This is a genomic window from Campylobacter sp. IFREMER_LSEM_CL1085 (genome assembly GCF_025772235.1).
GTDB lineage: Bacteria > Campylobacterota > Campylobacteria > Campylobacterales > Campylobacteraceae > Campylobacter_D > Campylobacter_D lari_D.
Window position 1 is genome coordinate 66,641 of sequence record NZ_JAKMRU010000005.1, and the last position, 25,044, is coordinate 91,684.

Sequence of the window (25,044 nt, forward strand, 5' to 3'; positions counted from 1 at the left end):
AGATAATAATAATTATTATTTAAGAATTTTATGTTATAATTTTAAAAATAAAAAAAGGAGATAACATGTCAGTAACAAAACAATTATTACAATTACAAGCAGATGCTCATCATTTATGGGTTAAATTTCATAATTATCATTGGAATGTAAAAGGTTTACAGTTTTTTTCAATTCATGAATATACAGAAAAAGCTTATGAAGAAATGGCAGAACTTTTTGATGATTGCGCTGAAAGAGTTTTACAACTTGGAGAAAAAGCTATTACTTGCCAAAAAGTTTTAATGGAAAATGCAAAAAGCCCAAAACTAGAAAATGGTAAAGATTGCTTTACTCCTGTAGAAGTTTTAGAATTTATTAGAGAAGATTATAAATATCTTTTAGCTGAATTTAAAAAATTAAATGAAGAAGCTGAAAAAGCAAGCGATACTACAACTGCAGCATTTGCTCAAGAAAATATCGCAAAATATGAAAAAGTTCTTTGGATGCTTAATTCAACTATCCAAAATACTTGCTCTATGTAAGAATTTATAATGTTTTTTGACTTACAAAGCTTTATTGCTTTAAGTCAAAAAACAAATTTAACTTCCCAAGAGAAACTACTCTTATAAAATTCCAAGTTCGCTTAAGTACTGTTTTATAATTATAGTTTATAGCAACTCAATGTATTTTTAAACAAAAATATATCATTGAAAAATGATCATCACAAAATATTATTTAGATAAGTATTCAGTTCAAGCTTTTATGTAGGAATTTTCACTAAAAAAGCTAAATACTAAAAATCATTTTTACAATATCTATAGTTTAATTTAAAATCTACAACATGAGTTTTAAAATTCTTAACCCATAAGGGCTAAGAATTTAATGTAGATCTTCATTAAGTTTTACAGCCTTTTTATTAAAAGCTGCTATCATCACTCCACTTTGAGAATCTTGTCTAAAATGTAAGCCATTTAATCCTGCTAATTCTAAACCTTTGTATATATCTTTATCAAATTTAAAATCAGGATTGATTTTTTGAAGTTCTTCTTTATTTTTTAAAGCAAATTTAGTCCCTTCTAAAACAGCAATGCCTGCATCAACGATACAATTATCCCCTAAAGGAATTCCTGTAACCGAATTTGCGCCCAAAAGACAAGCTTTACCAATACTAATAGCATTACCACTTGTACCACTTAAAACACCAAGTATAGAAGCACCGCCTCCTACATCGCTACCTTCGCCCACAACAGCTGATGAACTAATACGCCCTTCTACCATACAAGCTCCAGTTGTACCTGCATTAAAATTCACATAAGCAGCCCCTGGCATTATAGTAGTACCTGCAGCTAAAACCGCCCCCATTCTTACTTTAGAACTTTCTAAAATTCTAGTATTATCCTCAGGAATAACATGAGCTAAAAATCTTGGAAATTTATCTACATAATCAATCCTTGGATACCTTCCACTCATTTTTAAATCAATCTCATTTTCTCTTAAAAAGTCTAAATCAATAGGCTTATTATCACTCCATGCAACATTTGGTAAAATCCCAAAAGCACCTGTTAAATTTAAGCTTCTTAAAGGTACTTTTTTATTTGAAAGCAAATAAAGTTTTAAATACACACTTTCTAAGCTTTTTGGTGCTTCATCTTCAAAAATACAAACAAAAGAAAAAGCATTTTCTCTAAAATTTTCCTTTGCTGCTTTGATTGCTTCTATATTTTTATGACCTTGCTCTTGTAAAAATGGCGCAAAGCATTCAAGTGCAAAATCCAAATCTTCTTTAATCAAAGTAGCCACAAACTCACTTTCATTAAAATCAACATCAACCCCTCTTCTAAAAAAAGCTTCAAACATAACAGCTGCAGCGGCATAATTTTGCTCAAAATTAATCACACCAAAATTAGCTTGAAGTTTTTTATTAGGATCAACTTGACTTAGATCAAGTCTTGCTATAGCAAAAGCTTTAGGCTTTTTATAATTAATCCTTTGTTCGATTTGCTTGATTAAATTTAAAAATTCTTCTTTACTTTCTATTGGCATATTTTCCTCCTTATTGCGAGCACGCGCTTTTGCCATTCATTATAGGTTGAATAGCTGAATTATCTACTTTACCTTCTTGATTAACCTTTTCTATAAATTCCCAAATTTTTTCAGCAGCTTGTAAATATCTTTTTGAACTTACACTCTCAGGCATATAAAAACTTACAGGCTTACCGCTATCTCCACCTTCTCTTACACTCATTTCGATAGGAATTTGAGCTAAAACTTCACACTTATAAGCTTTTGCCATTTCTTCTGTGGTGCCTTTACCAAAGATATCATATTCTTTACCATTATCAGGACATAAAAAGCCACTCATATTTTCTATAATACCCGCAACAGGAATGTGCAATTTTTCAAACATATCTAGCGCTCTTTTGCTATCATCTAAAGACACTACTTGAGGAGTACTTACACACACACCCGCACTCACTGGCACGCTTTGAGCTAGGGTAATTTGCGCATCACCTGTTCCTGGAGGCATATCAAGTAATAATACATCAAGTTCAGGCCAAAGCACATCAGCTAAAAGTTGTTCAATCGCTTTCATGATCATAGAGCCACGCCACATTAAACCCTTACCTTCTTCTATCAACACACCCATACTCATCATATAAACTCCATGAGATAAAATAGGACGAATTTTTTGACCTACAATTTCAGGTTTGCTTTTACTCTCACCTAGCATTCTTGGTATATTTGGTCCATAAATATCTGCGTCCAAAAGCCCTACCCTTTTACCCATTTTAGCCAAAGAAATCGCTAAATTTAAAGTTGTAGTACTTTTACCTACCCCACCTTTTCCACTTGAAATCATAAGGAAATTTTTAATTTGCGGAGCGATATTTTTACCACTTCTTGAATTGCTTTTTTCTTCAGGAATTTTTGGCTGTATGATTTCTAAATTAAGCTCTAAATTTAAATCTTTTAAAACATTTGCAATGTTTAGTCTAAGTTCTTGTGCAATTTGAGCATTAGCCGAAACGATTTCAACTACAATATGAGCTTGTTTTTCATTCAAATCAATCTTTTTTACAAAACCAAAACTTACTATATCTTTTTTAAATCCCGGATATATAACTTGTTTTAGTCTTTCTTCGATTTTTTCCTTCAATTTTTCTCCTTGTTGTTTAAAATGATTAATTCTACTAACTTAAATATAAATTTTGGCTTTTATGGTGTATAATATCGTAACATTAATAAAAAATTAAGGTGTAACAAATGTTAGATATTTCCTTGATTATGCTATCAGCAGGGGAGTCATCAAGATTTAATGCTCCAGTAAAAAAGCAGTTTTTAAGACTAGGTGAACATCCATTATGGCTTTATGCAACTAAAAATTTAAGTTCTTTTTACCCTTTTAAACAAGTAATTGTTACTTCTGGTAATATTTCTTATATGAAAAGATTTGCACCTGAGTATCATTTTGTTAAAGGCGGTAATACAAGAGCACAATCATTACTTAATGCTTTAAATTTAGTACAAAGTGAATATGTTTTAGTTAGCGATGTCGCAAGGGTTTTGATTTCTAAAAACCTTTTTAATAATATTATAGAAAATTACGATAAAGCAGATTGTATTACACCTGTTTTAAAAGTAAGCGATACAGCAATTTATGCTCAAGAAGTTATCGACAGAGATAAAATAAAACTCATACAAACCCCTCAACTTTCGCGCACAAGTATGCTCAAAAAAGCTTTAGAGCAAAATGCAAATTTTACCGATGATAGCACAGCAATACAAGCTATTGGTGGTAAGATTTGGTATGTACAAGGTGATGAGTTAGCTAAAAAAATTACCTTTAAAGAAGATTTAAAAAGCTTAAATTTACCAAAACCATCTTGGGAAATTTTTAATGGAAATGGCTTTGATGTGCATGAATTTGGAGAGCAAAGAGTCTTACTTTTAGGCGGAGTAAAAGTACATGAAAATATGGGCTTGAAAGCTCATTCTGATGGAGATGTGCTAGCTCATGCACTAATTGATGCGCTTTTAGGTGCAGCAGGACTTGGAGATATTGGAGAACTTTTTCCAGATAATGATATACAATATAAAAACGCAGATTCTATGCTTTTATTGCAAAATGCTTATACTTTGGTGCAAAATTATGGATTTGAGCTTGTGAATGCTGATATTACAATCATTGCACAAACGCCCAAGATGAAAGATTTTAAAGAAGATATTGCTTTTAATATAGCCAAAATATTAAAAGTAACACCAAATAAAATCAATATCAAAGCCACCACCACAGAGCATTTAGGTTTTGTAGGAAGAAAAGAAGGAATTGCTGTTTTAGTAAGTGCGAATTTAAAATATTTTGATTGGATGAAATTATGAAAGTTTTAATAGTAGAAAATGAATTTTATTTAGCCCAAAGCATAGGTTCAAAACTTAATTCTATAGGTTATGATTGTGATATTATTGCAAATGTTAATGAGCTTGCTCATCATGATTATGAAATCATTTTGCTTTCTACTAGTATGGCTAATTTTGAACATATTGTAGAAATTTTTAAGCATAAAATTATTATTTTACTCATATCTTATATAAGCTCAGATACAGTTTTAGCACCACTAAAAGCCGGTGCGAGTGATTATATACAAAAGCCTTTTATGATAGAAGAATTAACGCGAAAAATCAAACATTTTCAAGAATTTAAGAAAATAAATATTTTAAATCATACTTATCAGTATTATTTAAAACATAAATTTGAGACAGCTAAATTACCAACTTTTGATTATAAAAAATTCAAATTGCCTTTGATTTTAAAAACTAATAATCAAAATTTTGCAGATCATTTTGTATTTAACTATACCAATGAGCATAATGTCGCAAATATTTACATAGATCTTTCACATCAACAAAATTTAGATAAAATCTTTAAAGATAATTATTTATACTATCTTGTAAATTTCCAAACTCTAAAATCATCAGACAAAGAAAAAGTGTTAAACCTTGCTTTAAAAAAAGCTGTTATTATACATACAAGTACAAATGTTGAACATAGTGATTTTCAAATTTTAGAACTAGGCGAGGATGAGAAAAACTTCGAAAGTAATGGAATTTTAACTATTGATGATTATGTTAAACATATTATCATTAGTTATCAAAATGTCTTTCCTGATACAGATTTGTCAAAAAAATTAGGAATTTCTAGAAAATCTTTATGGGAAAAAAGGAAAAAATATGGCATTACAAAGAAAAAATAGTATTACAATCTCAGAAGAAGAATACGAAGTTTTATGTTTTATCAAAGAAGGAGTTTTTGGTTCTTTTACAAAATTAATGAATCAAAAAGAAAGAGATGAAGTTATAGCCACAGGAATGATACATAAACAAAAAATTCCTTATACTCTCACCTTTGCACCTGCAAGTACAAAAGAAAATAATACTGCTTTAGAAAATGCAAAAGTTGGCGATAAAATAGACTTTATTTGCAATGATAAACCCATAGGACATATCATTTTAGAAAGCAAATTTGAAAATGATAAAAATAGCAATGATATTTTTAGACCTAATGCTTGCTTGATACAAGATTTTGGAAAAATTTGTATAAGTGGTGAATTTGAAATTTATCACAATAATATCAAAGCCATTAAAGAAGATTTTGAAAAAATCAAAAAAAGATTAAATCCTTCTAATATCACAGCCATTGTTTCAAGTTTTGATCCTTTTCATAGAGCACATGAGAGAATTTTAAGATGGGCTATAGAACAATCTGATTTAGTGATTATTTTCCTTATAGAATCCTATGAAAACAACGGATTGAGCTTAAAACTCAAAAAGCGTTGTTTTGATGTTTTTGCGCAAAATTACTTACCATCTTCTAGGGTTTTACTCATACCTTTACATAATATCAAAATTTTTGCCTCGCATTTAAACCCTGTGCTTGAGTGTGCTTTGGCTAAAAGTTTTGATTGCAATAAACTTTTTGTAGGACAAAATCATGCAGGACTTGGGATGTATTTTAATCAAAACAGAACCTTTACCGTGCTTGATGATTTTGCAAAAGATTATAATATAGAAGTTACCATACTTCCTGAATTTGTATTTTGTGATGAATGTAAAATGGTAGTAAGTACCAAATCATGTCCCCATGGAGCTCATCATCATATGAAATACCATGGTGATTCTTTAAAAAATTTACTTAGACTTGGTATCATTCCACCAGCAGTTTTTATAAGAAGAGAAATTTCAGCTTTGATTTTATCTGAGCTTTTCCCAAATCGCTTTCATAATAAACAAAATATCTATAGTAATCTTTTCCCTACACATGGTATTTTAGAGTATCGAAGCGATAAAGAATTTTATGAGCAACTTATAAAACTTCATCAAATGTCATATATGGTGTAATCATGCAAAAATTATTTTTAACTTTTTTTTATTCAGGTAGTGTTAATAAAGCTCCAGGAACTTTTGGCACGATAGCAGCGCTAATCCCTGCTTTTTTTATTTTAAGGTATTTGGGCATAGGAACTTTGATCTTGCTTGCAATTTTACTTTTTTTAATCTCTATAAAAATCATCGATCAATATGAAAAACAAACAGGCATACACGATGATAAGCATATTGTAATAGATGAAGTTGTTGGGGTATTTTTAGCCTTGGCAATTTGCGGACAGAGTGTTTTTACTTTTTTACTTTCTTTCGTTTTATTTAGATTTTTTGATATCACAAAACCTTCTATCATAGGTAAAATTGACAAAAAAACAAAAGATGGTTTGGGTGTAATGCTAGATGATGTTTTAGCAGGAATTTTCGCAGGATTATTTAGTGCAGTGATTTATGGAATTTTACTTAAATTTGATCTTTTATGGTTTGATATAAGCATTATGGAGATATTTTAACTCTATAAAGTGATTTATTCTTTAAATAAATCACTATAATTTTATTAATTTACCAATTTTGATCAAGTTTTCTTTTTACGTCTCTCATGTGTTTAAGTTGTTTTTCTCTATAACATCTTTCCAATTTTCTTTTTGCTTCTTGAGCTGCTTTGTAATTGTAATTATTTTGATAATATTCATAGTCCTTTATTGCACTTTCATAATTTTGCTCTTCAACATAACAATCATCAGGGTTATTAATTAAATAATAACCAAAACTCATACTTGCTAAAACGCATAATATTATAATTTTTTTCATTGACCAACTCCTAACATTAAATTTTCTTGATAACTAAATTGAGCAATAGAATTTTTTATTTCCATTAAGTTTTCTTGTGTTTCTTCTGTAAGAAATTTATAAATATCATCTTTAAAATTTTCCAAACAATTAAATCTAAAATTATTAAACTTCTTATCTTCTATATTTATTAGCGTAATACAAATTTCATTATTTTCAAGATATTTTATCTTCACTTCTTTTGTATTGATCGTGTCAAAAATTCTCTTTCTGTTATTACTGATAATTTTCTTTATCATATTATTACCTCTTTAATTTATCCTATAGGATATATTTAAAAAAATTATATCTTTGTAAAGTTTAATTTCATATTAATCCTATAGGATAAAAAATGGAAGAGGACTTTAGCAATTCTAGCGAAGAAGAAATTTTAAATTTTTATAAAAAAGTATCATCAAATATAAGAAATTTTAGAGAGAAAAAAGGAATTTCTCAGCTTGAACTAGCCTTAGATATAGGTATAAAATCCGTTGCGTTTTATTCAAATTGTGAGTGTAATCGATATGGTAAACATTTTAATTTGGAACACCTATATAAAATTTCTAAAAGTTTAGAAATTCCACTAAAAGATTTATTAGAATAAACACTACAACGCCAAAGGGGTGCAACCCTTTAGCGTTAATTTATAAATCCGCTTGCAAGAACCAAATCTTTATCGTAAAATACCGCCATTTGTCCGCTAGCAAGCCCATAAACAGGCTCTTGTAAAATGATTTTTGCACTTTTATCTTCATTAATCAAAACTTTACATGGGGTCGATCTTGATCTATAGCGTATTTTTACTTCACAATCTAGCTCTTTAGCATCAACAAATAAATTAATATTATCAAGATTAAATTCACTTATCTTAAGTTCTTCTTTTTTACCTACTATGATTTCATTTTTTTTAGGATCAATTTTTAATACAAAATGTGGCTCATGAGCCCCACGCACTTCAAAACCTCTTCTTTTACCTATGGTATAGTGCATATAACCTTCGTGTTTTCCTACTTCTTTGCCACTACTATCTCTTACAATACCTGGAATTTTAGTATCCATAAACTGATCTAAAACTTGCACATAAGTATCTTCCACAAAACAAATTTCAGAACTTTCCTTTTGTGTTGCAAAAGATTTTAAAACATCGATTGTAGAAGCAAATTTTTTCACATCTTCTTTTCTCATCTCTCCAAGAGGGAAAATCAAATATTCCAAAGCCTCTTTCTCTGCATTTGCTAAAAAATAGCTTTGATCCTTACTCTCATCAACTGCAATTTTAATCAAACCATTTTCTATCCTTGCATAATGACCTGTGGCTAATTTCTCACAACCCAAACTCTTAGCAAATTCTAAAAGCTTGCCAAGCTTAATAAAGCGATTACACAAAGCACAAGGATTTGGCGTCTTTCCTTCTTTGTAGGTATTAACAAAAGGCATATAAACTTGATTTTTAAAATCTTCTTGTAAGTCTAAAATATGATATTTGATGTCTAAAAATTTAGCAACTTTTTCAACTTTTTGTATATTTTCTTCATGATAATTAGCTTTTCCATGAAGCTTCATATAACAACCTATAATCTCATGTCCTGCTTGCTTTAACTTATAAGCAGTTACAGTGCTATCTACACCCCCACTCATTGCAACAAGAATTTTCATCTTTTTCCTTTATCATTCTTATAATTTCATCTAAATCATCACTTATACTATACTTTAACTCATCATTTTTAGATATAGTTCCAAGTTCTAGTAAAGAAGTTTTGATAAATTCATCAAGAGGTTGCCAAAATTTTTGCCCAACTAAAATAATAGGAACATCTTTTTTAAAACTAAGTTGCTTAAGAGTAAGAATTTCAAAAAATTCATCTAATGTTCCAAAGCCGCCTGGGAAAATCACAAAAGCTAGACTCTTTTGGATAAGAGCCATTTTGCGAATGGCTAAGCTCTTAAAAGTGATATTATACTCTAAAAAGTCATTTGCTTTTTGCTCAAATGGTAAATGTATATTAAATCCAAAAGATTTCAAGTGCGAAGCTTGACTTTGCATAGCCCCGTAATTTGCAGCTTGCATAATACCACCGCCACCGCCACTGATGATGCCATAACCCTCATCAGCTAACTTTTGAGCTAATTTTGAAGCCAAAATACAATACTCATTGTCTTCTTTTAATCTTGCAGAACCAAAAAAAGTTATAGCATTTTTTAGGTTTGGCATGTTAGCAAATTTTTCTAAATCTTGGATTATTTTTTCATTCATTTTATAACCTTTAGTTAAAATAAATTCCATTCTAGCTAAATTTTTATAATAATCTTTTATGTAATTTTTAAATAATTTTCTTTTGTAAACTGCATTAAATTAGATTTTTTTAAATTTCTAAACTTTCAAATTCACACTTTTATATATTATACACACTTAATTATGAAAAGATTTTAGTAAATTCGTTATTATTTAAATCTTTACATCTATTTTAACACCAAAAAGAATTTTCAACTCATCGCTTGTACTAAATTTATCTTCTAATAGTTTTTTTACAAGCTCGTTTCTTATATTATCATCTTTGTAAGTTTCTTTGTTTTTACTTTCTGCTTGTATAGGTTTAAAAGTTTCTTTGTTTTCTTGTATGCTAGTATCATTATTATCATTAAGTAACATTTTATCGCCCATAGCTATTTCAAATTCTTTTACAAACTCATCGTGTCTTTGTTTAAAATCAAGATATTTAGTTTTAAATTCCTCTAGAGTTAAATCTTCTTGCATAAGATTATTAAATTCTTTTCTAAAATTAGATGCTTTTTTAGTAATATCAGATCCAAGATTAAACATTTGAGAGTAAGAGGAAAAGTTCATCAATTTAATATCTTCATCTTTTATATCCCAACTATTATAATCTTTACCAAGATTTTTAAGTGAAGATTTTTCTATTTTATTTGGATCTTTTAAAGCATTTGACTTCATAAAGTTATTAAATTTTTTCATATCTTTTTTGCTAATACTTTTATCAAGTCCGAATATTTTAGAATTAAATTCAAATTTTTCCCACGATAAATGGAATTTTCAGTCATTGTATTATTTGAAAATTTTTCATCTTCTTTCTTATTATTTAAATTTAAGATAGTGTGATGATGATTTAAATTGAAATTTATACCGTTTATCATTAACTTATCCTTTTTATTTTATAGAATAACCATCAAGAGCTAATTCCATATCATTCTTATATTTTGAACTTATTTCTTTAATTACTTTGTAATTGTTTAAAACAGTGCTCGATTTTACTCTATACCAACTACCTAATTGTTCGTTAATAACAGCTACACCGTAGGAGAAATATACAAATCTTTTTCCTAAATTAGAAACACCAATATTTCTTTTTACAGTATATCCAATAAAATTGTGATAAGGATCATTTCCTACTATACTCATAGTTTCCAAAAGTCTTTGTTGATTTGTGTATGTATGTTTTCCATTAACTAAGCAATTTGTGGTATCTATACCGCACATTCCACCAAATCGGACAAGCCCTTCTCTATTCCAATAATATTGATCTCCGTTACTATCTTGAAATAAGGTTAATTCTGAAGTCCAACTAGGCTTAGCAAAAGCTAAAAGCTCATTATTCCCAACTAGCTTAAAGCTAGTTTGATACCCACCCTTAACTTGTTTCATTTCATCTAAATTAAGAGCTTTAACCCCTTGAGAATTATCACTTAAAACACCATTACTAACTTTAGCTAAAAAATCCCCAGCAAAAGCAAAACTTACTAACAAAGAACCTAAAATCAAAGAACTTGTTAATTTTTTTAAACATAATTTCTCTTTAATGTGATTTAAATTGTTGCATTTTCAAACTTTAATATCTATACTTTTTGGTACAGAATTTAAAGAAAGAACTTTGTTAAATTCTCCTGCATCATCGCTAAATTTCATACCAAAAAGAAGTTCTAATTCTTTACTTGTGCTAAATTTACCTTCTAATAGTTTTTTTACAAGCTCGTTTCTTATATTATCATCTTTGTAAGTTTCTTTGTTTTTACTTTCTGCTTGTATAGGTTTAAAGGGTTTTTCTTTATCTTCTTCTGAAATTTCTTTGTTATCTACATTTTTTGCGGGATTGTTTGAATTTTCCTTTTGTTCTAGTATTTTTTGCTTAAAATCATCAATGCTCATATCTGAATTTAGTAAATCAAAAAGCTTAAAAATATTTCCTTTAAAATTCATACTATTTTCACTTATGAATCTGTTTAAATTATCAATTTCACTTTGACTCATAGTTTTATCAAGCCCTTGCATTTTGCCTAAAATACTTGTTTGTCCTTCGATAAAATAGTTTTTTACTTGAAATCCAGCAAAGAAAGTCATAAAAATACCACTTTTTGTTATAGTTTTATCATCATTACTATAAGGAGTAGGATCTATTAAAGAATATTTAAAAATATCACTTTTATCATCAAGTGAGAAAAAAGTCATTATTTTTATATTATGGGAAGTCGGAGAGTAATTTTGATAATTAGACATAAAATCTTTATATTCTTTATCATTTAAATTATATTTTTTATTTATCTCCAAAGTATTTTGATTAAATTCGAAACCTTGTGATATTTTTACTAAGTCTTCTTTTGTAAAATTGATTTTATTGTTTAACTCATCATTTAAAAGTTGTGAAAATACTTTATAAGCATTACCTAAACTTTTTGCTATATCAATATTAATATAACTTGATAATAGACTTTTTGTTTGAATATTAACAAAATTTTCAGCACCTTTAGCATAAATCTTATAATCTTTTGGAATGTCTGCTGCTTCGTTAAAATCACTTGTAAAAAAGCCCTCTTTATCTACGCCATAGCCTAAAATTTTATCTACTGCTTGTGATTTATCACTTACAAGGTTTGAAGCTTCATTTATGGCATTAGATGATTTTGTATTTATGGTATTATTGCTAAAAGTATTTGTATAATTGTAGCTCGAATAAGAATTTATGCCATTAATCATTTTTGCCATCCTGTAAGTAAAGTTTTATTTATAAGATAAATCGGCAAAAAATGATTTTTTCATAAGTTTTTTATCTTCTAGCTCTAGCAGTCCAGCCACCAAGTTGGCTTTCAAATTGAGTTTTATATTTCATAGTTAATTCTTTAATAACCTGATTATTATTTAAAATCTTACTCGAATTAACTCTATGCAACCCCGTTTGTCTATCAAGTAGTGCAACACCATAGTTAAAAAGAACATAAGGTTTTCCCGAGCTTGATATTGCGATATTTCTTTTTACTGTATAACCTAAAAATGTATTTGAAAAAGTATTATCGCTAGTTACGGTATAAATTGCTACTAACTGTTTATATGTTGTTGTATTATCTGGAATAGCTAATGCTATATACTCAGAATCTCCAAGTTTGCTTGTAAGAACTTGATACCCACCCTTAACTTGTTTCATTTCATCTAAATTAAGAGCTTTAACCCCTTGAGAATTATCACTTAAAACACCATTACTAACTTTAGCTAAAAAATCCCCAGCAAAAGCAAAACTTACTAACAAAGAACCTAAAATCAAAGAACTTGTTAATTTTTTAAACATAATTTCTCCTTATTTGGTTATTTTTAACCTTTATTTAAATAATATCACAAATTACATATTAAAATCAATTTGTTATTTGAAACATTTATTGTTTTAATGGAAAAAATCTAAAAATATTTAGAAAGGTAACAATGAAAAAGATTTTCTTAACATTTATAGTTTTACTTAGTTGTGTTTTTGCTAGTGATGAACTAAGTATAGACAGTTTATTTAAAAAGCAAATAGGCTTAAGAAGTATCACAAGCTTTTCTTTGCTTAGCACGGGAAATGCAAATTCTTATGCACTTTATCCCAACATCATTGTAGGTGGAGATCCTACAATTTGGAATGATACAAAGCAAGTATTTTTAACTCAAACTTTCATTTATACCATAACACCTAAGTTTGACATACTTATTTCAGGGGGCGGAAGTTATACAAGAGCTGAATATACAAACTTTTTTACAAATGAGTATTCTAGTAAAAACAGAATAGGTTTTGATAGTTTATGGCTAGGTTTTATTTATACAGGAGATAGCATTGCAGATTTAATTCCACAAATTACCTTTCAAACTGCAGTCATTCAAAGAGAAAAAGCAATCAATCAAACCAAAAACTTTTATCTAAAATCACAAAGCTTACAAGCTAGTTTAAGGGGATATAGCGACCCTGTTGTATATAGCATTTATACCGGTTTTGGTTATAATCAATCAAGAAAATTTAAAACCCTTAAAATAGAGTATGGAAATAGTATTTATGTGGGTGGGGATTTGTCTATCATACTAAGTCCTAAGATTACTTTGGATTTAGGAGCAGAGCAAAGATTTCAAACCGAGCAAAAAATCAATGGCTATCAAAATTCTGAAGTGCGTTCTATTCCAACTTTAAGTCTAGGTTCTACTTATAGCATTAATTCAGATACCGCAGTTTCTGTTAATGCTAGTTTTGGGGGAAGTTCTGCTTCGCCTGATAGTATATTTGGGATAAGCTTATGGAGAAAATTTTAAAAATTTTATTATTCTTATCCATTCTTGCTTTGAGTGCAAAAGCAGAATGGGTAATCAAGTCTTATCAAGAAATTAAAAACGAAAGAGTAATAAGACAAACTTATGAGCAATCTTGTGGGGCTTCATCTTTGGCAACTTTAATCAATATGCTTGATGATAAAAAGTTTGATGAGCTTAAACTTTTACAAACCATGAGCGGACAAAAGCTTTATACGGATATGGTAAGCTTTGCAGATTTAAGCGATGCAGTTAAAAAGCTAGGTTATGAAAGCAATTCATACCAAATCAATAGAGAAAGCTTAGACAAGCTTGTAAATATTCCAATGCTTGTAAAAATTGAAGATGACCCACGCTTCCCACATTTTGTGGTAATTATTAATCACAAGGGGAATTATTTACAAGTGCTTGATCCAAGCCATGGAGAATACATAAGCTCTAAAAGTCAATTTTTTAGCATTTGGGATAGATATAATAAAGGCGGTTATGCTTTAATTGTTGCTCCTAAAAAAGAGTTAAAACCTTTCAAGCTAAATACTCCAAAATCTTTGCATTTTGATTTTAAGCCTTTTAGCTTATATTGATTTTTATTGTTTTTTGATTAGAGAACTAATTTTTCATCTTAATTGCTCTAATCTTTCTTTTTTAGAGCCAATCTCAGTAATTTGTACTCCAAAATTTCCATCTACGATAACTACTTCCCCATAGGCAATCTTTTTATCACCTATTAAAATTTCTAAAGGATCATTAGCTAATTGATCAAGCTCGATAACTGAACCTATGTCCATAGTTAAAACATCCTTTAAAAGCATTTTTTTACTACCAATACGCACTCTTATAGGCAAACGCACATCCATAATCAAGCCGATATTTCTTAACTCTTCAACGCTTGCTAAGGTTTTATGGTCTTGAGTATGCTCTTCATGAGTTGTAACAATTTCTTCTAAATCAGTTTTAGTTAAAACTTTATAAATTTTCTCATCAAATACTAAGGAAATTTTCTCTTCTAAATCAGCTATTTTTACATTATATAAATATATTTTATGAAAGCCGCCAAGTTCTAGACTATCTGCAACAAATTCACAATTTTCTAAACTAAATTCCATTTTTGGAATTTCTTTTTGTGCACCTAAGGTTGTAGAAAATGCTGAAATGATATTTTGTATAGCTTCTTTAGCCGCGTCCATTTCATCTTCATTTAGCTCACTATTTTTAGAGATTTCTTCTTCTCCCATCATCCACTCACCAATTGCACTCATTAAAACCGCACTTGCTAAGATTTTGATTTTCATCTCATTATTGACACTAAAAGTAGCACTAACTAATGGCGGAGTCATAGAATCTTGAGAATTTACATCATACTCATAATACTCGCTAAATTCAGCACTTTTCCCTGTTAAGCCTTCTATTGTGCTTATGCACTCGTTGACAAATATGCCTAAAAAATCATTGATCATCTTCTTCCTCTTCTAACTCTTCATTTTCATCATAAGAATTTGCCTTTGCTCTTCTTTCATCTTCATATTTTTCAAGCATTTCTTTAATCTCATCTTTATCAGTTTTAATAAGTTCTAAGATTTTAATCGACTTTCTAAATCTATGAAGTCCTACTTGAGCTAAAAATACTTCTTTTTTATCTATGGCTACTATAGCTTTATCATCTGCACTTCTATCAAGTTTTAAAATATCTCCTTGTTTTAAATCTAAAAATTCATTTACATTGATAAAAGTTTTACCAAGCATAGCTTCATAAATCACTTCAGCACGACCGATCAAAGTTTTAAGTTCTTTATTTCTTGACTTTTTAGCCGAAGTTTCACCCATCATAATATCACGATTTGCTAAACGGCTCAAAATACTTTCCAAATGCACAACTGGATAGCATATATTTACCATACCACTTGAATTTCCTATGATAATCTCCATTACCACCATGATAACAATCTCATTTTGAGAAACAATTTGCACAACATTTGGACTTGATTCTTTTGCTTCAACACTTGGATAAATTTCCGTAACATTCATCCAACTTTCTTTAAGCCTTTGCATAATAATACGCAAAATAGAATCAAGCAAGTTAAGTTCTATTTCTGTAAGCTCTCTTAAGGTGTCAAAACTTTCACCCTGACCACCCAAAAGCCTATCTATCATAGGGAAAGCAATACTTGGATTAATCTCTAAAACACAATTTCCATCTAAAGGCTTAATAGAAAAAACATTAAAGCTTGTCGGTGAAGGTAAAGACATCAAAAATTCACCATAAGTCATTTGATCAACTGAGTGTAGTTTAATCTCAACTATACTTCTCATCATAGATGAAATTTGCGAAGCAAGATTTCTAGCTAATTTATCATGAATTCCTTTAATAGAACGAAGTTGTTCTTTTGAAACCCTATTTGGACGCTTAAAATCATATACTACAATATCTCTTTTATCTTCTATTTCTTCTAATTTTGAAGAAGCAGCACTATCATCGCTATCATCATCAACGACTTCTAAAAGAGCATCAATTTCTTCTTGGGAAAGTATTTCAGCCATTAAACTAGCCTTTCTCTAATCTTCTTAAGCAAACGCTTATGAATTTGTGAAATTCTTGACTCGCTAATCTCTAAAATCTCTGCAATTTCTTTTAAATTTAATTCTTCATAATAATAAAGCTGTATCACAAGCCTTTCTCTTTCTTTAAATTCTTCCAAAACCGCGTTGATTTTTTCTATTAATTCTTCTTTTTCTATTTGTTCTATGATATTACTATCATTAAAACAATTTAGCTGTTCATCTAAAGGCATAACAAGCGATATAGCATGAGCTGCTCTTGCTTCTTTTACCTTTTCTACTTCTAAATTTAATCTTTGTGCTAAATACTCATCATCAGGTTCTTTTTCATTTTCTTGGTAAAACTCATCTATAATAGCGTCAATATCTTTGATGATTTTTCTATTGCTTCTACTCATTACATCAAGGCTTCTTAGATAATCAAGCATAGCTCCATTTACTCTTTTTCTTGCAAAACCCCAAAAATTGTCATTTTGTTCTTTATCATAGCGACGCGAGAGTTTAATCATCTCTTCTACGCCAATACTAATTAAATCATTTACATCAATACTTGCAGGCAAACGCTCTTTAAGTCTAAAAGCCATAGCTCTTAATGCGGGCATATAAGAGATGACTAAGTCATCTTGTTCTTTTTTTAGCGTAGAAGCATAAGCATTATGCGGCTGCATGTTTTACTTTTCTTTTTGAAGAGCTATCAAGTTTTTTAAGGTCTTCACGCTCTTCTTGAAGTTTTTCAAGCAAGTAATCCATTTTCTTTTCTCTTGCAGCTAATTCTGCTATAAAGCTATTATTTTCATTTTCATATTTTTCTTTATTAAAGCTTCTACCACTAATTTTATTTGCATCTACAAAAATCATAATTACTATATGGATTAACACATAAAATACAAAAGTAATCAAACAAGTATATATAACTATCTCTACTGCATCTTCTATATTAACTATGGTGAACATTAATCCTATAAAAAAACCACAAACAGTAAAAAAAGCAACAAAATTTTCTGGTCTCATCTTTTTCCTTCAATCTAAAAACGATCCAAAAGCTTTTTGAAAAAACTCATAATGCTTTTATCTCCCACATTATTAAGCACTTTTTGTTCCAACCTATATAAAAGCTTAGAAGCTATGGCTTTTAGCTCATCGCTTGCATTAGTATCATCATCACTAAATAAAGTTCTTTTTTTAATACTAGAACTAATATCTTTACTTTGACCTAAAAATCCTAAAAATTCTAAATTTAAATTATGCTTAATGTTAATATCTGCTACTTTTTTAATATTATCAAAAATTCTTAAAGCCTCATTTTCATTTCTAACTACATTAAATACCATTAATAAATTCTCTTTAGTCTTTGAAGTAGTTTTTATAGTAGCATAAGCATCGGTAATTGCGGCAGGATCAGGTACAGTTATGACAATAACCTCATCAGACATTTCTAAGAAATTCCCTATATTGCCACCTATACCTGCTCCTGTATCAATGATTAAAAAGTCTAAATCATCTAAAATACTTGTTTGATTTAAAAATCTCTCGTAAATATTTTTATCATTATATTTTAAAATTTCATCGCCACTTTCACCTGGGATAAGCCATAAATTTGGCTTGACTTCTATTAGAATATCTTCTAGTGAGCATTCACCTTTTAAAACATGTAAAAGGTTTTTTTCTACACGCACATTTAAAATCACATCTAAATTTGCAAGCCCTATATCTGCATCAAAAAGCCCTACTTTATATCCGTTTTTAGCTAGGATGTTACCCAAATTTGCACTAAAAGTACTTTTTCCAACCCCACCTTTACCGCTAGTAACTGCGATAAAATGAGTATGTTTTGCATTTGAGTTTTCATTTTTTACTAGATCTTTTAATTTTTCTGCTTGATTACTCATTTTCATCCCTTCTAAAACCTTCTAACACACAACGCACTAAAAAGTCGCTATTAGCCACTTCTATATCATCAGGTACTTCTTGCCCTATGGAAAAAAAGCTCATCGGAGTGCTAGTTTCATAAAGCAAAGAAAACACATTTCCAAATACTTTTGTTTCATCAAATTTTGTAATGATTAAAGTGTCTATATTTAAAAATGAAAAATTATTATAAGTTTCTAATAAATCTTCATATTTTGTATTTGCTGAAAGCACTAAATTCACATCAATTTGCGCATTAGAATGCGATAAAAATTCTTTTGTTTTTTCAAGTTTTGCCTTATCATACTGTGAATTTCCGGTTGTATCTACTAAAATAACCTCACAAGTATTTAAACTTCTAATCGCATCATCTAAGTCATTTGGCTCTATACTATCAATAATAGGAAGTTTCATCATCTTAGCATATTGGAAAAGTTGCTCTACTGCGCCTATTCTATAAGTATCAAGAGTTATAATACCGGTTTTATAGCGTCTATCTCCATAAGCATAGCGAAAAGCAAGCTTTGCTAAAGTTGTAGTTTTACCTACTCCTGTTGGACCTACTAACATCATGATTTTTTGCTTTTTAATTTCACTTTCTAAACGGCATGGAAGCATATTACGCAAAAGTGAGTAAAAATACCTTTGCACTGCTTCTTGATTTGCTTTCATGGTGCTTGGCATATTTTCAATAGTCGCTTTCATAATCGCTTCTAAATGCGCTTCTTGCATACCGCTTGCTTTAGCTTGCTTATAAATACTTGCAAACTCAGGTGGTATAGCTAATTCTTTGCGTAAATCTGCCTTATCATCCCACATCATATCCACAAGCAAATTCATTTTATCATTAAGCTTGTTCATTTGTTTTTCAAAAGCTTCTATTTTTTTATCATAATTTGGATTTGGCATAGAAAAATCTTGATAGTTTGAAACCTTGCTAATTTCTGAACTAACTTGAGAAAGTTTGTTTTTTAAATTTAAAAAATTATCATCTTTTTTGCTTGTATTTAAATAAGGATTAATAGGTTTTTGCTTAGCTTTCGAAGAAAAATCAAGCACTACATCTTCTTCTTTTTTTTCATCTTCAAGTTTTGGAGCTTGAATTTTAGCCTCAGGAAAACTTGCTGTGTTTGGTTTTTTCTTTGGTGGCATAGGCAAATTATTTTGTTTTAAATGCTCTTCATAATCAGCTTCTTCAATCGCCACTATAACCTCATACAAAGGCTTTTGATTGATAGTTTTTGGACGAATTTGCTTATTAGTTACTATCAAAGCCTTATCGCCATAATCTTGCTTGACCTTAGGTATAATCTCATCTGTGCTTTCAACCGTAAAAGTATGAATCAATTGTCCCATATTTTTCCTTATCTTAACAAGCCCAAAGGCAAAGTTACGCTAATTCTATCATTTACCCCCACATGAGGTACTATGCAATACTCATCTTTACGCGCTTTTTTTGAAAAATACAACAAATCCAAATCAAGCGTTCTAGGAGCATTTTTAAAAGTTCTTTTTCTTTTGAATTTAAACTCATAAAAAAACAAAACTTTTAAAAGTGCTCTTGCATGCAAACTTGTGCTTACAACCATCACTGCATTAGTAAAGTCTTTTTGCTCTTCAAAGCCAAAAGCTTTATTAATCAAAAATGGCGATGTTTGCAATACTTGCAAGCGTTTATCTTGCATTAAAAGCCTAAATAAACTCCGAAAGCGTTTTTTTTCATCTTCTATATTGCTTCCAAGTCCTATAATGGCTATGTATTTTCCTTTTTTATCAGCCTTTGAATAAAAAGGAAAAAAACGAATTTTTTCTAACCTTCTAGCCCCTTTAATCAGCAAGTTATAACACCACTGCCTTTTCTTTATCAAGATAAACCATATCTTCTATCCTAATGCCAAGTTTATCTTTGATATAAATTCCAGGTTCAATGGTAAATACCATACCCTCTTTTAACTCATAATCACTTCTTGGACTAATGTTTGGTAACTCATGTATATCAAGCCCCACTCCATGTCCTAAACTATGAATAAATTCTTTTTCAAAACCTGCATTTTTAATCACTTCTCTTGCGATAAAATCAAGCTCACTTGATCTCATACCAACGCGTGCTTTTTCTATAGCTTGAAGTTGGGCTTGCTTAACCACTTCATAAATTTGCATAATTTCTTTGTCTTTAAAATTTGGCTTATTTTTATCAAACACTATGCCACTCTCATCAAAACAAGCCGTTCTTGTGCGATCAGAACAATACCTTTGATAAACCACACCCGCATCAACTAATAACAAATCTCCATATTCTAAACATTTATCACTAGGTAAAGCATGTGCTTTAGCCGCATTTTCATTAATAGCTACAATAGGTGAAAAAGAAAGTCCTAAAGCACCTTTTTTTTGAAAAATTTCACATGCTTTAAAATGTAATTCTTTTTCGCTTTTTCCATGGCCTTCTTGGCTGATAAATTTAGCAAATTCTTCAAAACATTCTTTACCAAAATTTACAGCCTTTTGCAAAAATTGTAATTCCTTGGCATTTTTTATAATGCGTTTGTTTTTACTCAAGTCTAATTTTTCTTCAAAAACGATATTTGCACTTTTGCTAAGTTCTTTAAATTCAAAATAACTAAAGTCTTTTGGGTCAAAACATATTCTATCAATCCCTGCTTTTTCTAAAAGCTCTCTAGCACTAGCAAAAAGATCTTGTGCTAAAACTACCTTAGCATTTTTTATCATTTCACTAGCTTCAAAGCTATATCTTGCATCAGTGATGAAAAAAGCTTTATCTTCAAGTTTTAAAAATAAAGCATTATCGCAAGAATAGCCACACTCATAAAAAAGTGCATTTTCGTTTTTTAAGATAAAATTCATTGATTTGCTTGTTGTGCTTTTGCTTGAGCTGCTTTATATGCATTGATTTGATCAAAAATTTGGAAAAGTCCCATTAAAGCCATATGATAACCAAAAGGACCAAAACCTACCAAGCTACCTGCACAAACTGGTGCTATCATGCTTTTTTGTCTGAATTCTTCTCTTCTGTAAGTATTGCTAATATGCACTTCAATCACAGGCATATTAATCGCTGCAATTGCATCGCGGATTGCTATAGAAGTGTGTGCATAAGCAGCTGCATTAATAATCACTCCATCTACACTGCCTAAGCATTCTTGAATTTTATCAACTAACTCACCTTCAAAATTACTTTGAAAAAACTCAATCTCCACATTAGCTTGTTTTGCAGCTTGTTTCATTTGCTCGTGGATATCTTCCATTTTCATATTACCATAAATGTGAGTTTCTCTTACACCAAGCATATTAATGTTTGGTCCTTGTATCACCATAACTTTCATAATCTAACCTTTATTTAGTAAAATTTACTATATTATAACACTTTAAAGCTAAATTTTAGCTACAATTTACCTTTTTAAAGGAGGTAAAATGTTTATAATAGCACCCAAAATCATCCTAACTTGTGATGATAAATTTAGTATTTTAGAAAAAAAAGCTATTCTTTTTGATGATAATATTTTAGAAATTGATAGCTTAGAAAATTTACAAAAATCCTACCCACAAGCTAAGCTTATACCAACTCCAAAAGATACCTTACTTTTACCTGCTTTTATCAATCCACACACGCATTTAGAATTTAGTGCAAATAATGGAAATTTAGTCTTTGGAGACTTTTTAAAATGGCTTGATAGCGTTTTTAATAACCGCGAGCAATTAAACGAAAAAGCCAAAGAAAAATTAATCTCACAAAATATTCATAAAATGCTAAAAAGCGGCACTGCTACTATAGGAGAAATTTCAAGCTTTGGGGGCGATTTAAACCCTTGTGTAAATTCACAAGCTAGAGTGATATTTTTTAATGAAATTTTAGGTTCAAATGAAAATTTTATCCAAGCAAAAAAAGAGGAATTTTTAACTCGCTATAAAAAAAGCATGAGCTTTAAAACTTCTAAATTTATCCCTGCTATTTCAGTGCATGCACCCTACTCAACCCATCCAGAGCTTGCTAAATTTGCTATAAAACTTGCTAGAGAAAACGATCATTTGCTAAGCACACATTTTCTTGAAAGCAATCATGAAAACAACTGGCTAAGGTTTAAAAAAGGTGGTTTTAAAAAGAGCTTGGCTAAATTTAGCAAAAATCCTATGCCACTTTACACTCCGCAAAGCTTTTTAGAACTTTTTAAAGATCAAAGGACTTTATTTACACATTGCGTGTATTTTAAAGAATGGAATTTGCTAGATAAAAATCTGCACTCAATCACGCATTGTGCTTTTTCAAATAGGCTTTTGAGTAAAAATACTTTTAAATTAAAATCTGCTTTAAAAAATGGTATTAATATCCATCTAGGAACCGATGGCTTAAGTTCAAATACTTCTTTAAGCATGCTTGATGAAATGAGAGCAAATTTACTTATACATGATGATTTAGAGTTAGAAAATTTTGCCAAAATGTTACTTTTAATGGCAACAAATAAAGCCGCAAAAGCCTTAAATTTAAACCTAGGTCAAATTCAAAAAGGCAAAATAGCTGATTTTAGTCTTTTTGCTTTACCAAATAGTGCAAATTTAAAACAACTTCCTTTGCAATTTATCTTACAAAGCAAAGAAGTGTTAAAACTTTTTATAGAAGGAAAAGAAATAATATAAATATCTTAAACAAGAGTTTCTAATCAAAATTAAAATATTTCTGTTATACTTAAAAATTATAAGAATCTTTAATAAAATTTAAGAAAGTCATATGAAAAAATATTTAATAATATTTATTTTTATAACTCAAATTTTAGCTTTAAATGATTTTGAAGTTATTAATGTTCATAAAGCACACGATCTTAATATCACAGGAAAAAATATAAATGTAGGTATTATAGATTCTGCTTTTAATGCAAATCATCCTAGTTTGCAAGGACAAATCATAGAGCAACAATACTCAACAGTAAATAATAAACCTTATACTCCTGATCTAACAGTAGACACTCACGGATCACATGTAGCAGGAATTATACTTGGTAATTTTAAAAACATTAAAGAACCATATGGGATTGCTTACAATGCGAAAATGTATGGAATTCAAATTTTTGGCTATAACAATGGAAGTCAAAAAATAATTCCTTATAATATTTATGATTATTTTAAAGATAAAGAAATAAAAATAATCAATAATAGCTGGAATACACAATTATATCCAATAGTAGGAATGAGTCAGCTCGGATGGTATGTATCAGATCTTAAAAAGCAAAATTCTAATTATTTTTTAAATTTAGCAAACAACAATAAACCGCTTGATGGGATTATAAAGTTAGCAAAAGAAAAAAACATTCTAATACTATTTGCAGCTGGAAATGAGGGTATAGTATCACCTGGATTTAATGCTACTCTTCCTTATTATGATGAAAATTTAAGATCATGGCTTAGCATTGGAGCCATTGATTCTTCTAAAATTACAAAAGATGAAAATGGAAAACTTATATTATCCTCTAAAGCTATAGCATCGTATAGCAATGGATTAAAAGGAGTTGAAAATTTTTCATTAGTAGCACCTGGAAGTTTTGTTAATTCAGTTAATGCTGCTTATAATATACAACCCATTTTTGGAAGACCTGATAAAAATTTATATGTTAAAATGAGTGGTACTTCTATGGCAACTCCTATGGTAAGTGGAGCTGCTGCTTTAGTGTCAGAAAAATTCCCTTTTTTAAATGGAAAACAAATAGCTGATGTTTTATTAAGTACAGCAAATAAAAATTACAAAACTCCAAAACTAACAGTAAAAGAAACTCAACTTCTTAATACTTCCAATGGAAGAAAACAATCCTATTATACTATTATTTATATAGATATGCCTATCCCTGATGATAAAAATAAAATAAAACAAGATTTGATAGATGCTGGATATTGGAGTTTTGAAGCAGATAAGATATTAAACAATCTAATCGACAAATATCCACTTATGCAAAATGCCAATGAAGACTACAAAGGAATACAAACTCTCAAAAAAGAACAAATCTTAGGACAAGGCATTCTAGACATTGAAAAAGCCATAAATGGTATAGGAATTTTAGATGCAAATAGATTAAATTCACAAGATATTACCGATACTTATGGCGAAAAAGAAGCTTACTATACTATAAATACTCAAGGATATAACGCGACTTTTAGCAATGACATATCTCAAAAAAAATGGGATGATAGTTTACATAGACTCGATGCTTTAAATTCTCCAAAAGATGAAATACAAAATTTAAATATTGGATTTATCAAAGATGGTCAAGGGAGGTTAATTTTAAGTGGAGAAAATACCTATCTTGGTAAAACTATAGTAAAAGAGGGTGAGCTTTCCCTAATAAAAACACAAAATAATAAAGGAATTATAAGTGGGGAGGTTAAAGTTTTAACTAATGGTAAATTTAGTGGAAATGGTTTAATAAAAAATAATTTATACAATCAAGGAATTGTGAGACCTGGAAATCAAGACTTAAGTGATTTAATTGTAGAAGGTCTATATAACCAAAAAAACAATGCTGTTTTGCAGCTTGATTTTGGAAATAATGGTAATTCTAAACTTATAGCAAATTCTTATCAAATAGAAGGTGGTAAATTACAATACATACCATTACCTATGTTTTACACTAGCGGCAATGTAATTACTATAAATTTAGCTGGATTAAAAAATAATATAAATGACTTTGAAAAAGTTGAAATATCAGGAAACAATAGTATTGATTTTGTTGCTGTATTAGATGAAGATAAAGTTAGTATTAATAAGCCCACGCCTGAACCAAAACCTGAACCAAAACCTGAACCAAAACCTGAACCAAAACCTGAACCAAAACCTG

29 protein-coding genes are annotated in these 25,044 nt (G+C 29.5%); 10 read left to right on the top strand and 19 right to left on the bottom strand.

What is annotated here, in order from left to right; translation table 11 throughout:
- Window positions 1–65 precede the first annotated feature (65 nt).
- Entirely contained in the window at window positions 66–521 is a 456-nt protein-coding gene (locus tag L8W56_RS03410; protein ID WP_133319614.1) for a Dps family protein, read from the top strand.
- Window positions 522–858: 337 nt separating this feature from the next.
- Here L8W56_RS03410 and L8W56_RS03415 read toward each other — a convergent pair whose 3' ends face one another.
- Together L8W56_RS03415 and L8W56_RS03420 are read right to left on the bottom strand one after the other, a co-directional pair.
- Window positions 859–2,022 (bottom strand): 2,3,4,5-tetrahydropyridine-2,6-carboxylate N-succinyltransferase, encoded by a 1,164-nt coding sequence (locus L8W56_RS03415; protein ID WP_258107832.1) that lies wholly within the window; start codon window positions 2,020–2,022, stop codon window positions 859–861.
- A 10-nt stretch (window positions 2,023–2,032) separates the two neighbouring features.
- On the bottom strand, window positions 2,033–3,136 hold the full coding sequence (locus tag L8W56_RS03420) for an Mrp/NBP35 family ATP-binding protein (protein WP_133319616.1): 1,104 nt from the start codon (window positions 3,134–3,136) through the stop codon (window positions 2,033–2,035).
- Window positions 3,137–3,243: 107 nt separating this feature from the next.
- Here L8W56_RS03420 and L8W56_RS03425 point away from each other — a divergent pair, with 107 nt between their 5' ends.
- The 4 genes from L8W56_RS03425 to L8W56_RS03440 are packed head-to-tail and all read left to right on the top strand — an operon-like array spanning window position 3,244 to window position 6,869.
- A complete protein-coding gene (locus tag L8W56_RS03425) occupies window positions 3,244–4,359 on the top strand; it encodes a bifunctional 2-C-methyl-D-erythritol 4-phosphate cytidylyltransferase/2-C-methyl-D-erythritol 2,4-cyclodiphosphate synthase (protein ID WP_263659439.1) in 1,116 nt (371 codons plus the stop codon).
- On the top strand, window positions 4,356–5,231 hold the full coding sequence (locus L8W56_RS03430; RefSeq protein ID WP_263659440.1) for a hypothetical protein: 876 nt from the start codon (window positions 4,356–4,358) through the stop codon (window positions 5,229–5,231). Before L8W56_RS03425 ends, L8W56_RS03430 begins: the two co-directional genes overlap by 4 nt.
- A complete protein-coding gene (locus tag L8W56_RS03435; RefSeq protein ID WP_133319619.1) occupies window positions 5,209–6,375 on the top strand; it encodes a sulfate adenylyltransferase in 1,167 nt (388 codons plus the stop codon). The genes L8W56_RS03430 and L8W56_RS03435 overlap by 23 nt, the downstream gene beginning before the upstream one ends.
- Before the next feature lie 2 nt (window positions 6,376–6,377).
- Window positions 6,378–6,869 (top strand): phosphatidylglycerophosphatase A, encoded by a 492-nt coding sequence (locus tag L8W56_RS03440; protein ID WP_263659441.1) that lies wholly within the window; start codon window positions 6,378–6,380, stop codon window positions 6,867–6,869.
- A gap of 49 nt (window positions 6,870–6,918) precedes the next feature.
- On the opposite strand, the gene L8W56_RS03445 is transcribed toward L8W56_RS03440, so the two are convergent.
- The gene (locus L8W56_RS03445; protein WP_263659442.1) at window positions 6,919–7,167 is read right to left on the bottom strand and encodes a hypothetical protein; all 249 of its coding nucleotides are present in this window, start codon (window positions 7,165–7,167) and stop codon (window positions 6,919–6,921) included.
- Entirely contained in the window at window positions 7,164–7,445 is a 282-nt protein-coding gene (locus L8W56_RS03450; RefSeq protein ID WP_043019362.1) for a hypothetical protein, read from the bottom strand. The genes L8W56_RS03445 and L8W56_RS03450 overlap by 4 nt, the downstream gene beginning before the upstream one ends.
- 92 nt (window positions 7,446–7,537) lie before the next feature.
- Here L8W56_RS03450 and L8W56_RS03455 point away from each other — a divergent pair, with 92 nt between their 5' ends.
- Window positions 7,538–7,789, top strand: a complete 252-nt coding sequence (locus L8W56_RS03455; RefSeq protein ID WP_039640720.1) for a helix-turn-helix domain-containing protein — start codon at window positions 7,538–7,540, stop codon at window positions 7,787–7,789.
- Between the two features lie 35 nt (window positions 7,790–7,824).
- Here the strand turns inward: L8W56_RS03455 and mnmA are convergent, their stop codons facing one another.
- The 6 genes from mnmA to L8W56_RS03485 all read right to left on the bottom strand — a co-directional run bounded on the left by mnmA (window position 7,825) and on the right by L8W56_RS03485 (window position 12,758).
- Window positions 7,825–8,841, bottom strand: a complete 1,017-nt coding sequence (gene mnmA / locus L8W56_RS03460; protein ID WP_263659443.1) for a tRNA 2-thiouridine(34) synthase MnmA — start codon at window positions 8,839–8,841, stop codon at window positions 7,825–7,827.
- Complete coding sequence (locus tag L8W56_RS03465; RefSeq protein WP_263659444.1) at window positions 8,804–9,439, bottom strand: TIGR00730 family Rossman fold protein; 636 nt, start codon at window positions 9,437–9,439, stop codon at window positions 8,804–8,806. Before L8W56_RS03465 ends, mnmA begins: the two co-directional genes overlap by 38 nt.
- Window positions 9,440–9,631: 192 nt before the next feature.
- Complete coding sequence (locus L8W56_RS03470) at window positions 9,632–10,159, bottom strand: hypothetical protein (RefSeq protein ID WP_263659445.1); 528 nt, start codon at window positions 10,157–10,159, stop codon at window positions 9,632–9,634.
- A gap of 192 nt (window positions 10,160–10,351) precedes the next feature.
- A complete protein-coding gene (locus L8W56_RS03475) occupies window positions 10,352–10,948 on the bottom strand; it encodes a hypothetical protein (RefSeq protein ID WP_263659446.1) in 597 nt (198 codons plus the stop codon).
- Window positions 10,949–11,023: 75 nt separating this feature from the next.
- Entirely contained in the window at window positions 11,024–12,172 is a 1,149-nt protein-coding gene (locus L8W56_RS03480; RefSeq protein WP_263659447.1) for a Cj0814 family flagellar-dependent secreted protein, read from the bottom strand.
- A 70-nt stretch (window positions 12,173–12,242) separates the two neighbouring features.
- Window positions 12,243–12,758: a hypothetical protein gene (locus L8W56_RS03485; protein ID WP_263659448.1), complete on the bottom strand. Its 516-nt coding sequence runs from the start codon at window positions 12,756–12,758 to the stop codon at window positions 12,243–12,245.
- A 131-nt stretch (window positions 12,759–12,889) separates the two neighbouring features.
- Here L8W56_RS03485 and L8W56_RS03490 point away from each other — a divergent pair, with 131 nt between their 5' ends.
- Window positions 12,890–13,744 carry a hypothetical protein gene (locus L8W56_RS03490; protein ID WP_263659449.1) on the top strand — a complete coding sequence of 285 codons (855 nt, stop codon included), beginning with the start codon at window positions 12,890–12,892 and terminating at the stop codon, window positions 13,742–13,744.
- The gene (locus L8W56_RS03495) at window positions 13,729–14,325 is read left to right on the top strand and encodes a C39 family peptidase (RefSeq protein WP_263659450.1); all 597 of its coding nucleotides are present in this window, start codon (window positions 13,729–13,731) and stop codon (window positions 14,323–14,325) included. Before L8W56_RS03490 ends, L8W56_RS03495 begins: the two co-directional genes overlap by 16 nt.
- A gap of 33 nt (window positions 14,326–14,358) precedes the next feature.
- Here the strand turns inward: L8W56_RS03495 and fliY are convergent, their stop codons facing one another.
- The 9 genes from fliY to aroQ are packed head-to-tail and all read right to left on the bottom strand — an operon-like array spanning window position 14,359 to window position 21,549.
- Window positions 14,359–15,198, bottom strand: coding sequence for a flagellar motor switch protein FliY (gene fliY / locus L8W56_RS03500; RefSeq protein WP_133319624.1), 840 nt, complete (start codon window positions 15,196–15,198; stop codon window positions 14,359–14,361).
- The gene (gene fliM, locus L8W56_RS03505; RefSeq protein ID WP_133319625.1) at window positions 15,188–16,279 is read right to left on the bottom strand and encodes a flagellar motor switch protein FliM; all 1,092 of its coding nucleotides are present in this window, start codon (window positions 16,277–16,279) and stop codon (window positions 15,188–15,190) included. Before fliM ends, fliY begins: the two co-directional genes overlap by 11 nt.
- Window positions 16,279–16,965 (bottom strand): RNA polymerase sigma factor FliA, encoded by a 687-nt coding sequence (locus L8W56_RS03510; RefSeq protein WP_133319626.1) that lies wholly within the window; start codon window positions 16,963–16,965, stop codon window positions 16,279–16,281. The genes fliM and L8W56_RS03510 overlap by 1 nt, the downstream gene beginning before the upstream one ends.
- Window positions 16,952–17,308 carry a hypothetical protein gene (locus tag L8W56_RS03515; protein WP_263659451.1) on the bottom strand — a complete coding sequence of 119 codons (357 nt, stop codon included), beginning with the start codon at window positions 17,306–17,308 and terminating at the stop codon, window positions 16,952–16,954. Before L8W56_RS03515 ends, L8W56_RS03510 begins: the two co-directional genes overlap by 14 nt.
- A 14-nt stretch (window positions 17,309–17,322) precedes the next feature.
- Complete coding sequence (gene flhG, locus L8W56_RS03520; RefSeq protein WP_263659452.1) at window positions 17,323–18,186, bottom strand: flagella biosynthesis ATPase FlhG; 864 nt, start codon at window positions 18,184–18,186, stop codon at window positions 17,323–17,325.
- Window positions 18,179–19,561, bottom strand: coding sequence for a flagellar biosynthesis protein FlhF (flhF, locus tag L8W56_RS03525; RefSeq protein ID WP_039667960.1), 1,383 nt, complete (start codon window positions 19,559–19,561; stop codon window positions 18,179–18,181). Before flhF ends, flhG begins: the two co-directional genes overlap by 8 nt.
- Before the next feature lie 8 nt (window positions 19,562–19,569).
- Window positions 19,570–20,043 carry a 2-amino-4-hydroxy-6-hydroxymethyldihydropteridine diphosphokinase gene (folK, locus tag L8W56_RS03530; RefSeq protein ID WP_263659453.1) on the bottom strand — a complete coding sequence of 158 codons (474 nt, stop codon included), beginning with the start codon at window positions 20,041–20,043 and terminating at the stop codon, window positions 19,570–19,572.
- A 1-nt stretch (window position 20,044) separates the two neighbouring features.
- A complete protein-coding gene (locus L8W56_RS03535; RefSeq protein WP_263659454.1) occupies window positions 20,045–21,070 on the bottom strand; it encodes a M24 family metallopeptidase in 1,026 nt (341 codons plus the stop codon).
- Window positions 21,067–21,549, bottom strand: a complete 483-nt coding sequence (aroQ, locus tag L8W56_RS03540; RefSeq protein WP_263659455.1) for a type II 3-dehydroquinate dehydratase — start codon at window positions 21,547–21,549, stop codon at window positions 21,067–21,069. The genes L8W56_RS03535 and aroQ overlap by 4 nt, the downstream gene beginning before the upstream one ends.
- Before the next feature lie 88 nt (window positions 21,550–21,637).
- Here aroQ and L8W56_RS03545 point away from each other — a divergent pair, with 88 nt between their 5' ends.
- Window positions 21,638–22,858 (top strand): metal-dependent hydrolase, encoded by a 1,221-nt coding sequence (locus L8W56_RS03545; protein WP_263659456.1) that lies wholly within the window; start codon window positions 21,638–21,640, stop codon window positions 22,856–22,858.
- A 91-nt stretch (window positions 22,859–22,949) separates the two neighbouring features.
- Window positions 22,950–25,044 (top strand): S8 family serine peptidase (locus tag L8W56_RS03550; protein WP_263659457.1); only part of this gene is annotated, 2,095 nt, incomplete at its 3' end.